Annotated in this window: 7 protein-coding genes; all 7 read right to left on the bottom strand. The window is 62.8% G+C overall.

Annotation, left to right across the window (positions count from 1 at the left end; all coding sequences use genetic code 11):
* Positions 1 to 31: 31 nt before the first annotated feature.
* The 7 genes from ACZ500_RS21895 to ACZ500_RS21865 all read right to left on the bottom strand — a co-directional run bounded on the left by ACZ500_RS21895 (position 32) and on the right by ACZ500_RS21865 (position 10,743).
* Positions 32 to 829, bottom strand: a complete 798-nt coding sequence (locus tag ACZ500_RS21895; protein ID WP_464229547.1) for an ABC transporter ATP-binding protein — start codon at positions 827 to 829, stop codon at positions 32 to 34.
* Positions 820 to 1,890: a FecCD family ABC transporter permease gene (locus ACZ500_RS21890; protein WP_464229546.1), complete on the bottom strand. Its 1,071-nt coding sequence runs from the start codon at positions 1,888 to 1,890 to the stop codon at positions 820 to 822. The genes ACZ500_RS21895 and ACZ500_RS21890 overlap by 10 nt, the downstream gene beginning before the upstream one ends.
* Positions 1,887 to 2,966, bottom strand: coding sequence for an ABC transporter substrate-binding protein (locus tag ACZ500_RS21885; RefSeq protein ID WP_464229545.1), 1,080 nt, complete (start codon positions 2,964 to 2,966; stop codon positions 1,887 to 1,889). The genes ACZ500_RS21890 and ACZ500_RS21885 overlap by 4 nt, the downstream gene beginning before the upstream one ends.
* Positions 2,963 to 6,736 (bottom strand): cobaltochelatase subunit CobN, encoded by a 3,774-nt coding sequence (cobN, locus tag ACZ500_RS21880; protein WP_464229544.1) that lies wholly within the window; start codon positions 6,734 to 6,736, stop codon positions 2,963 to 2,965. The genes ACZ500_RS21885 and cobN overlap by 4 nt, the downstream gene beginning before the upstream one ends.
* Positions 6,723 to 7,895, bottom strand: a complete 1,173-nt coding sequence (locus tag ACZ500_RS21875; protein ID WP_464229543.1) for a radical SAM protein — start codon at positions 7,893 to 7,895, stop codon at positions 6,723 to 6,725. The genes cobN and ACZ500_RS21875 overlap by 14 nt, the downstream gene beginning before the upstream one ends.
* A 20-nt stretch (positions 7,896 to 7,915) precedes the next feature.
* Positions 7,916 to 8,488 (bottom strand): cob(I)yrinic acid a,c-diamide adenosyltransferase, encoded by a 573-nt coding sequence (cobO, locus tag ACZ500_RS21870; RefSeq protein WP_464229542.1) that lies wholly within the window; start codon positions 8,486 to 8,488, stop codon positions 7,916 to 7,918.
* Between the two features lie 215 nt (positions 8,489 to 8,703).
* A complete protein-coding gene (locus ACZ500_RS21865) occupies positions 8,704 to 10,743 on the bottom strand; it encodes a TonB-dependent receptor plug domain-containing protein (RefSeq protein WP_464229541.1) in 2,040 nt (679 codons plus the stop codon).
* Positions 10,744 to 10,751 lie beyond the last annotated feature (8 nt).

The following is a 10,751-nucleotide window of genomic DNA, read 5'->3' as shown; positions in this document are numbered from 1 at the left end:
ATGCAAAGTCCTCTGCCTTTCGAAAGGCTTCTCATGAAACGTCACCGTCCGATGTCATCGCCCTTTCGGCGGCGATCACCCGGCCGCCGCTGCCGTCCTCGAGGATCCTCGCCTCGATCTGATAAACGCAGGCGATATTTTCCTCATTCAGGACCTCGGCGGGCGACCCCTGGGCAAATATTCGTCCCTGGTGCATCATCACCACGAAATCCGCAAAACGTGCGGCCAGGTTGAGGTCATGGAGCGCCACCACGATGGTGAGGCCTCTGTCCCGCTGCAATCTTTTCAAAAGAGTCATGACGTCCAGCTGGTACTTCGGATCGAGGTCGCTCGTCGGTTCGTCCAGGAGCAGGATCCCGGTTTCCTGGGCCAGGGCGCGTGCGAGGAGGACCTTCTGCTTCTCCCCGCCGCTCAGTTCATCGAAAAAGCGCGACACGAAGCCCGACATGGAAAGAAGGCCGAGGGTTTCCATGACCACACTCCGGTCCCGGGCGCTGACCCGGAAAGAGAGATGCGGCTTGCGCCCCATCATGACCACCTCGAAGACCCGGGTCGAAAACAGCTGGGAGCCGTGCTGGGGGACATACCCGATCATTTTACCGAGGTCACGGCTGGCGAACCGCGCCATGCTTCGGCCATCCAGGTAGACCGATCCCTTCTGCGGCTTGAGGATACGGGCCAGAATCCGTAGAAAGGTGCTCTTGCCCGAGCCGTTCGGACCGATCAGGCAAACCAGACGACCTTCCCCGACATCCAGGCTGATGTCCTTCAGGACCGGTTCACCGCCATAAGCAAACCAAAGGGCCTCCGCTGCAATCCTCACCCCCACCAATCCTTTTTCCTCCGCCACAAGAGATAGATGAAGAACGGTCCCCCCACCAGAGAGGTCATGATCCCCACAGGGACCTCGACCGGCCAGACCAGACTTCGGGCCGCCGTATCGGCTGCAAGCAGAAGAATCGCCCCCAGCAGGCCCGATGCGGGCACCAAATACCGGTGGTCCATGCCTACCAGAATCCTGGCCATGTGCGGCGCCATGAGCCCGACGAACCCGATGGCCCCGGTAAACGCCACGACCCCGGCCGTGACCAGGGCCCCGGCCGTAAGGACCAGCAGTCGGAGGCGCCGGACCTTGACCCCCAGACTGACGGCCACCTCTTCTCCCGCCGCAAGCACGTTCAGATCCCATGCGTAGACCATCAGGAGCGCAAAGATGACCGCCACAAGGGGCAAGATCAGCATCACCGTGGCAAGACGCGCATTCCACAGGCTCCCCATCAGCCAGAACACCACGGAGCGCAGGTCCTCGTCACGGGCGACGTACTGCAGGATCGCCACCAGGGCCGAGAAGATATAGCCGACGGCGATCCCCGCAAGGATGATGGTTTCGCGGGACGAACCTTTGACGCGCGCGATGCCGTAGGTGGTGAACATAGCGAGCATCGCCGCGGCAAAGGCGTTTCCCACCACCAGCCATCGCCCGGCGCCCACCATATCCCACCCGAGTACGATGGCCAGCGCCGCGCCGAAGGCCGCTCCGGCGGATACCCCGAGGACGACGGGGCTTACGAGCGGGTTCAGGAGCACCCCCTGCGTCGCTGCGCCCGCAAGGGCAAGGCCCATCCCCGCCACCGCGCCGAGTGCGACCCGGGGAAGCCGCAAGTCAAAGACCAGGAGCCGGACCTCGTCCGGGACAGCCCAATCCGAACAGGCCCAGCCCAGGCAGGCCCCCAGGACCTCCCGGGCCCCCACCGCGGGAAGGCCGACGGATGCGCCGCCAAGCGCCACAGCCAGGAGCGCGGCGAAGAGTACGCCCAGGATCAGGCCCCTGCCTGCGCCTTCGCTGCCTCCAGTGGAAAAAGCGGCTTTCTCGATGCCGGTGCCGCTCATGGATAGAAATAACCCCCATCGAGGTCCACCCCGAAAAACGCCTTGAACAGCGAGGCGTGAACCGCCTGCGGATCGATGCCCGAGAAGCGCTCCGGGTGGATCGCCTTCGCCAGGTGAAGGGCGCCGATGAGTGTCCGCAGGCCATAGCCGATCCGGTGATCGATCAGGTAAACGCGAGCCTGCCTGACACACGCAAGGCCCCTGATCCCGGGCCTCGACATCACCTCTTTCCTCAGCCGATTCACGGATGCAGCGGATGGGATCCGGTCATCGACCCCTCGAAGATCGGCGCCGATGAGGAGATGGTCCGGCGCCTCCGCGATCACCCACTCGGGCGAAACACGCTGGAAGGGAAGCGGGAGGTTTTCGGCCACGTTCCGCCCCCCGGCCGCTTCCACGAGGCACCGGCCGCTGTTCCGGCCGAAGGTCCGCAGAAGGTCGCCGCCGAATCCTTGAAAGACACCCGGTCGCGCATGGATCGAAAGACCCGCCAGGCGCGTCTCGAGCAGCGCTTCAAGGCCCTTCAGGCAGGCCGTCAGGCGCTCTCCGCTTTCCGGGCAGCCATAGAGGCGGGCCAGAGCGGCTATGGCGGCAGGCACATCCCGAAAAGCATAGCCGTTCAGAAAAATCACCGGGACCCCGACCGCCTCCATCTGCCCCGCCGTCTCGTGAAAGTGGGTATCCGCGATGACCGCGTCGGGTTTGATCTGCCATAGAAGCTCCAGGTTCGGAAAGCTTGGGGTTCCGATGCTCGGAACGGAGGCCATGCGCCCGGGCCAGGTCAGCCAGGCCGAACGGGCGACAATCCTGTCGCTGCAGCCCAGGGCGCAGGTGATCTCGGCGGCCCCCCCACCCAACACCGCCACGCGCTCGAGCGGCCAGGGAAGACGACGTTCCCTGCCCAGGTCATCCACGTGAAGAACGGTCTTTCCCCGCTCCGGTGCCGCATGAACAGCGGCGGCCCCGGAGGAAGGCCCCGGAAACACGATCAAAAATCCAAGGGCGAAGATGCCCAAAACCGGGATCCGGAGACGGGCTGCCGACCCGGCGGAGGGCCCTCTCTTCCGCCGCATCATTCGGTCCTCTCCTCGATCTCGCCCTCGATGTCCAGATAGGCCTGGCGCAGGGACGCCTCCATCTCCTCGCCCGCCTGCCACATACCGCGCTGGATGGCCTCGAGGAGCTTGTCCAGGATGTTCTGCAGGGCATAGGGATTGACCGATTTCATCCACCGTCGCATCGCGGGGTCCAGGGCGTAGGCATCGGCGATCTTTGCATACATCCAGTCCTCGATCACCTCCGCGGTGGCGTCCCACCCGAGGACCACGTCCATCATGTGAGAGATGTCCCCGGCCCCTTTGTAGCCGTGCCGCTTCATCCCTTCGAGCCACTTCGGATTCACGAGGCGCGCCCGCAGCACGTGCCGGGCCTCCTCGAACGTGGTGCGGATTTTTATGCGCTTGGGGTCGGCGCTGTCCCCCATGACGGCAAAAGGCAGCGACCCGCGGACCGTCCTGGCAGCTGCAATCAGACCGCCGTAATAGTTGTAGTAGTCCGTACACGACATCATGTCGTACTCGCGGGAATCCTCGTTTTTGACGGTCACTTCCATGCGTGAGAGTACCCGGCGGAATACATTGGGCTTCTGACGACCGTAGCTGCCGAGGCCATAGGCATGGGAAGAGTAGCGGATGTAGTTGTTGCCGAGGTCTTCCGTCGTCTTCCAGTTCTTGGATTCCACCAGTTCGGCCACCCCCGCCCCATAGGTGCCGGGCGGACAACCGAAAACGCGGAAGGTCGCCTCCCGCCAGGCCTCCTCCTCCATCATCCCCTCGCCGCGATAGGCCTCCAAATCTCTGAAGACGTTTCGGCGCAGCAGGTTCGTCTCCGGGGGCTCTTTCAGCGTCGCCACCATGCGGACGGCCTCGTCGATCCGTTCGACGAGGTTTGGAAAGGCGTCCCGGAAAAATCCGGATATGCGGGGGACGACATCCAGGCGGGGACGCTTCAGCTCGCCTGCGGGGATCACTTCGAGCCCTGAAACATGGCCACTCCCCTCCTGCCAGACCGGGCGGAGCCCCATCAGATAGTAGATCTCCGCTATATCGTCTCCGCGAGTCCGCATGGTCGACGTCCCGAAGACCAGGATCCCGACGCTCTCGGGGTAGCGGCCGTTTTCCTGAAGACACCGTTCGATGAGGGCATCCCCCAGACGGACCCCCACCTCCCAGGCTGCAGGGGTGGGGATCCTTTTGGGGTCCACGGAGTAGAAGTTGCGGCCCGTCGGCAGGATATCCGCCTGACCGCGGCTGGGCGCACCGGAGGGCCCGGGGGGGACGAAGCCTCCCCTCAACCCTTGAAGGCTGAAGTGGATCTCGTCGGTGCAGCGGCGGATGTTGGGGACGAGGGTCCCGGCGATGTAGAGAAGGGCCGCCTGCGCATCGCTGGAACCCTCCGGGAAATGCCCTGCGACAATCCCTTCGACGGTCTCCGGCCGAAACCCCCCCGCTGCGAGGCCACGAACCATCGCCAGGGCCTTCTCGTGGGCCTCCCGCAGGATTTCACCGCCCGTGCGGTTGTCGAAACGCGGCAGTCTGCGGCCCCGGTTTTCGAGGACATCGTCGTGCTCGAAACCCATGGCTGCGAGCACGGCCTCCCGCAGGGATGGAACGCCGCCGTTGGGCAGCCGGGTGAGTTGGACGACGAAATCGACCAAACGCTCGCCCTCGGGCGGCTGTCCCATCACGTGAAGGCCGTCGTTGATCATGGTGTCGGCCAGATCCCGGAGGTAGGCGTGCAACCTCTCGAGGAACCCGTCGAAATCGGCCAGGGCCTCATCCTCCGTGGTTTCCAGGTCCTTATCGAGGTTTGCGGCGGCCGCCGCCTCCCAGAGCATGGGACGCAGAACCTCGAGCTTTCCCGGGTCCTCGGCGGCGGCAGCGGCATAGTCGTTCATCAGCCCCTCCACCTTGGCCAGATCGTCATACAGATCGGCCTGGGTCAAGGCCGGGGTGAGGTGATCCACGATGCAGGCGTAGGAGCGCCGCTTGGCCTGGGTGCCCTCGCCCGGATCGTTGATGATGTAGGGGTAGACATTGGGGAGGTCCATGACAGCCAGGTCCGGATAGCAGGATCCCGAAAGCCCGAGGGCCTTCCCCGGCAGCCACTCGAGCGACCCGTGTTTCCCGACATGCATCACCACATCGGCCTTGAAGATGTCCCGTATCCAGCGGTAGTGGGCGAGGTAGGGGTGTGGCGGCGAAAGATGCATGTCATGGTAGATTTGGTCGATCTTCTCGAGGTAGCCGCGCGGGGGCTGAATCGTGAGGAACACATTCCCGTTCACGACCCCGGGGAAAAGCATTCGGCCATCGTGTACAAAGAGGTCCCCGGGCATCCCGCCCCAGTCGGAGGTCATCTTGCGCCGAACCTCCTCCGGCAGCGCGGCGTGCCAGGGCTCGAAGCTCTCCGGCCCGGCCTGCGCCTCCGCGCGCGCCGCCATCCGCTCGGGGGTCGACCAGCGGCGGTCGGCGGTCATGCGGCTCAGCATCTCCTCCGCCAGTTCATTCCCGTCGGCGTAGCTCCGCTCGATCCGATAACCCTCCGCCTGCATACTGTCCAGCAGGGCAACGACGCTCGCGAAGGAATCCAGACCCGCCGCACACCCGATGCGGTCGTTGCGCGGCGGGTAGTGATGAAAGACAATGGCCGCACGGCGCTCGGCCGGGGGCGTGCGGCCGAGCCGCGCCCAGTTGAGGGCCAGACGCACCATCTTGTCCACCCGCTCCGGGATGGGCCTGTATTTGACCAACAGCGCCCCCGTGACAGGATCGATCACCTCCTGCTCGCGGGTAGCCACCGGAACGGTGATCAACGCCCCGTCGAATTCGGGCTGCGCCGCGGAATAGGACACATCCATGGTGGGCAGGCCCTGAACCGATGCCTCCCACTGGCTGCAGGGAGCGGAGCAAAGCATCGCCTGAATGACGGGCACGCCCAAACGAGGGAGAAGCCCGCCGTATTCAGGGGCCGCCAGTGTGAGAGAGAACATCAGCGGGTTGATCAGGACCTGGATGCGCGGCCTCCCGCCATCCATGAAGAACTGCTCGACCACATCGTCGGCGCCCCGGTTCCCTCGCTCCGCATCCTTGTAACGCAGGTGAAAGACCGGGATCACGTTGGCCCCGGACCCTTCGACGGCCCGGATGATCGCGTCGACAAAGGCCAAATTGTTGTTGAGCCAATAGGACTGGTAGAACCACAGCCCCACGGTGGGCTTCGAAGGGTCCACCTTCCGGGACAAGTACGCTTCGAGGTACGGGATACCGGCGAGGTCGGGGTGATAGATCCCCTCGTTCGGGACCTCCAAAGGCGGCCGGCATTCGGTTGTCTCCGCAAAGAGGAGATTGTGAAGGTATTTTAGAAGCTGGCAGACGTTGTCACTTCCACCGAATGTCAGATAGCGGTGGATTTTGTCCCACGGCGCCGTACCGAAATCCGGGGAGTGATCGCGTGCCAGGAGCAGTCCGTCTTCGTCCCCGCTTTGGGGATCGATGTGGAGGTAGGGGGTTCTACTTCCGGCCTTGCGCCGCTCATCCAGCGCTTCGATCAGTCCGTCGTATGCCGGGCAGGATGCCTTGCCGCCATGGAGCGTCATCAACACTGCGTCCACCTCCAGGGCCTCCTTCAGGAAATCCCGCACCCTTGCATCATCGAAAAGTTGGGTCTGCGTCCTAGCGACAACCCGCACCCTCCCGCCCTGTGCCTCATAGAGTCGCACCCCTTCCCCCAAGGAAGGAACCTCCATGCCGGTGGCGCTGAAATAAACCAACTTAAATCCTTGCATAGTTATTTTCCGCCCCTGAACGTATCTCGCATGCCGACCCGTTTCCAAGATCCGGAAACGGCGACAATCTCCTCTCCCAGTCGCCGAAGGCCCGGTACAGGTGCCGTGCCAGACACTCCGGCCCGCTCCGGTTGTAATAAAGCCTGCTGGGGCAATCCCCGGCGCATGCGTTTGCGGGCGCGGCGCGGTCACACCCGTCTCCCCCGCAGGCGAAGGCGGCCAAGGCCCGGAGACCGGCGGGGTCCGGATGCTCCACCGTGCCGGCGGCAAAGGCGGGGTCTCCAAGCGTCTGCCCGCAGGGGAAAAGGCTGCCGTCGGGGTGAACCGCGACGCTTTCGCCCGCCTCTGCGTGGCAAAAAGGTGAGGGTGCGCCCCCTCGTCGTTTTTGCCGCCAGGTCTCCCATTCCCGAAGGAGGATGGGCCTTCTGCGCATCCTGTTTACAGCCTCGAGCGTTCTCAGAAGCTCTGTCACCCCGGTGTACAAGGTCTGCGGATCGGACGGCGGCGCATCGGTCCGCCCGATTGCACGCCCCTTCGTTACCAGGAGATCCAACCCAAGGCCGAACACGTTCGGCAACCCCCCGAGGAACAGCCCAAGCCGCCCCAAATGTCGGGCGCTCTTACGGGTCACCACACTGGTGACGCTGAAGGGAACCTCGTATTGTCTGAGAAGCTCGAGCCCTTTCAGCGTCGACCTCGTTCCACCCCGCTGCGCATCCTGGATATCCGGCGGGCCGTCCAGGCTGACCCCGACCTGGATGCCGAACCGCTTGAAGATGCGGACAACAGAGGGATCGACCAGGGTACCGTTGGTCTGAACACCCAACGTAGCCGAACCGTTCGAACGGTGCAGCAGACCGCCGACCCATTCGATCATCTCCGGGACCAGCGTCGGCTCCCCTCCGCTCAGTTGCACATGAAATCTTTTTTCCCCCGCCATCGCCAGCCGGACGGCGGCCTCCGCCACCGCTCGAGACATGGTGGGGGTCTTGGCGACGATATCGCCGTGATAGCAATAAGAGCAGCGCAGATTGCAGTCGGTGGTCAGCACCAGAATCACATAGCGGGTCCTGAGCGGCCGCGCCGCCGGCTGCGCACCGATCATTTCTCCTTGCCAAGCCTCTCTCACGGTTTCCTTCCGTCCCATCGCGCGGTCCATTTTCAAACGTTTGGATCCTTTTAAAATTCAATCCCTCTTTGCGCACAGATCCCCTTCCGGAAGGGATGTCTGACCTCGACCATCTCCGTGACCAGGTCCGCCTCGGCGATGATCTCCTCCGGCGCCCAGCGCCCGGTCAAGACCAGATGGACGTCTCTCGGACGTTCCCTCAGAAAGGCAACCACTTCGGCCTGCGGAAGCAAACCCCTGTGCAGGGCGATATGAATCTCGTCCAGGATGACCATCCGGTACTCCCTCGAGACTATGGCCGATCGGCCTTTTTCCCACGCCTCTCGAGCCGCCTCCCTGTCCTTGGGCCCGGGTTCACGGCCAAAAGGCCGCATCATGCCCCGGCCAAGGGGGAGGATTTCAAACAGGGGATGGAGGTGCTTTGCCGCCTCCAACTCCCCATAGTGCCGGCTCCCCTTGACAAACTGGATCATCAGCACCCGAAACCCCTGTCCGACGGCCCGCAGGGCCAACCCCATCGCGGCCGTCGTTTTGCCTTTTCCGTTGCCGGTATGCACGATCAGGAGTCCGGGCTCCCGGGGACACGTTGCGGTCCAATGCTCGTCTTCGATCCTATCGGTCATGCTGTCCTTCTGCGCTCCTCGAACCGCACAGGAGGACACGATCCTTCCCCGCACGGCGTGATATCGAAATCCCGATCTCAGGCAATCGAAGCAACCTCCAGCACACGCCTGTCGAAGCGGCGACTCCGCTGGGATGGCCGCTGGAACGGTTCTCTGTCGATGCCGGGTGAGGGGGTTTCCCCCCTGCACCCGGACCCCCCGTGATCAGGAGAGGGTTAAAAGGTGATCTTCGTCCCGCCGTAAATCCAGCGCCCGGGCATGGTAAATCCACTCTCGGTGTACTCCTTGTCGAGTAGATTTTCGGCCCGCAGCCAGACCTCCAGCCACTTGCACACGGCATAGCTCAAGGCGGCATCCACACTCACCACGCTGGGCTCTTCATAACGAACCTTGTTCCAACTCGGGTCATAGAGCGGCACGATCCGGTCGCCGCTCCAGTTGATCCTCACCGAAGCCCTCAGATCCTCCACAGGAATCACCGTCGTGATGAAGCTGGCCTTGTTGCGGGGCAGATATTCCCGCCGGACCCAGATGTCACTGTCCTTTTCCTTGTACTGCGACGACGCATAGGTGTAGACAGCCGCAAAGTCGATCCGCTTGTTGGGTCTCACGTTCACATAACTCTCGAACCCTTCCGCCTTGGCTTCACTGGCGTTTTCATACCGATTCGCAAAACCGTCAAAGATGATCAGATCATCGAAATCGGTGCGGAACCAGGTAAGCCCCATGGTAAACTGTCCGTCCATAAACATCTGATCGACACCGAGTTCATAGCTCCGGCTTTCCTCGGGGCGAAGATCCGGGTTCCCGATGCTGATGACCTGCCCGTTCCACAGGTACCCGCCGTAGGTCTCGTAAAGGGACGGCGTACGGTACCCCGATCCGGTGTGCCCGTGGATCCGGGTGCCTGTATCGAAGGCATAGGCGGCCGAGAACTCCCCGACGGTCTTGGAATCGAACCGTTCATGATGGGTGTAGCGCCCCCCGGCATTGATCCGCAGCGCATCTTCGAGCAGTGACACACCGATCTGCCCGAAGGCATCCCAGCTGTCCCACTGCTCGTTGTAATAGACGGGATCGTAATCACCCAGGTACGGGTTGCGCGGCTCCCGGCCGTCATAGACCGATTTCTCGTAGTCCGCCCCTGCCGTCACCGTGAGCCAATCCAGCGGACGCAGATTGTGCTGCATCTCGAGGTATGTGGTTTCCCCGTCATAGTTGGACTGGTCCCCCGGTGTATCCGACCAGAAGTAGTGCCGCTCCGTTCGGCCGTAAGACCCTCGGAGGCCATAATCCCAAAACGCGGAGACGTCGTGGTTGAAACTCAGGCCCTGCTGGGTCATAAGGCTTTCACGGTGTTCGTCTTCACTGGCCAGATTTTTCACGACCTGCCCGTTGGCATCCAGTGCGGGATTCACCTCGCTCAAGGCGAGGTCGGAGTCGAAGGTGATGGAGCTGAATTCGACCGACATTCCCGGCCCGAACCGAAGACCCGCGCCAATGGTGCCGCCGAGGCTGTCATAGTAATAATCGTTCGGGCCGCCGTTGTTCTCGCCGTCGGTCGTGACAACCTGTGGATCGATATCCAGATAGTAGCGGTCCTCCTTGCCATAAAAGATACGCCCGTTCTGGATAAAGGTGTTTCTCTCCCCCACCTCGTTCCGCCACTCCAACCCGAGCCCGTCGACCCATTTTTCGGGGATCACATTGACGACTCCACCCATCGCCTGGGAACCGTAAAGGGTGCTGCTCGTGCCCTTCAGGACCTCCACCTGCTCGATATTGGAGGCGCCATAGAGGTCTCCGATGAAGTATTGAAGGGTGCTTTGTGTGTCCGCCGCATCCCTCAGGGGAAAGCCATTGTAGCGAAACTGGGTATGCTGGGTTCCGGAGCCGCGGATGCTGATGCCCGAGAATTGCCCGGGGCCCCCGTTGCGCCTGAGGTAAACGCCGGGCAGGTCATCGAGCAACTCGGGCAGAAAATATTGCTCCGCATCGTCACGCTCCTGTGTCGTCACCACGCTGACGCTTTTGGTCACGTGTTCGAGAGGCTCCTGGATCCGATCCGCCGTGACGACGGTCGGCTCCAGATACACCCTGCCGACGTCCTTCTCCTCCGATTCACCGGCAAGTTCCTCCTCAGCACCCGATGCGGTAGCGGCCTTTTCATCTGCAGCCCCTGCAGCCGAAGGCACCCCCCAGAGAAGACACAAAACCATCAAGATCTTCAGCCCGTTCCCAAAATGAATTTTCATAACGCTCC

It is taken from the genome of Desulfatiglans parachlorophenolica, from assembly GCF_055394735.1.
The sequence above is the reverse complement of the archived record's forward strand: the minus strand, read 5'-3'. Positions and strand labels throughout refer to the sequence as shown.

Coding starts and splice junctions, on each gene's coding strand:
- ACZ500_RS21890 (WP_464229546.1), bottom strand. CDS start 1,890: ATGAGCGGCACCGGCATCGAGAAAGCCGCTTTTTCCACTGGAGGCAGC.
- ACZ500_RS21885 (WP_464229545.1), bottom strand. CDS start 2,966: ATGATGCGGCGGAAGAGAGGGCCCTCCGCCGGGTCGGCAGCCCGTCTC.
- cobO (WP_464229542.1), bottom strand. CDS start 8,488: ATGACCGATAGGATCGAAGACGAGCATTGGACCGCAACGTGTCCCCGG.
- cobN (WP_464229544.1), bottom strand. CDS start 6,736: ATGCAAGGATTTAAGTTGGTTTATTTCAGCGCCACCGGCATGGAGGTT.
- ACZ500_RS21865 (WP_464229541.1), bottom strand. CDS start 10,743: ATGAAAATTCATTTTGGGAACGGGCTGAAGATCTTGATGGTTTTGTGT.
- ACZ500_RS21875 (WP_464229543.1), bottom strand. CDS start 7,895: ATGGACCGCGCGATGGGACGGAAGGAAACCGTGAGAGAGGCTTGGCAA.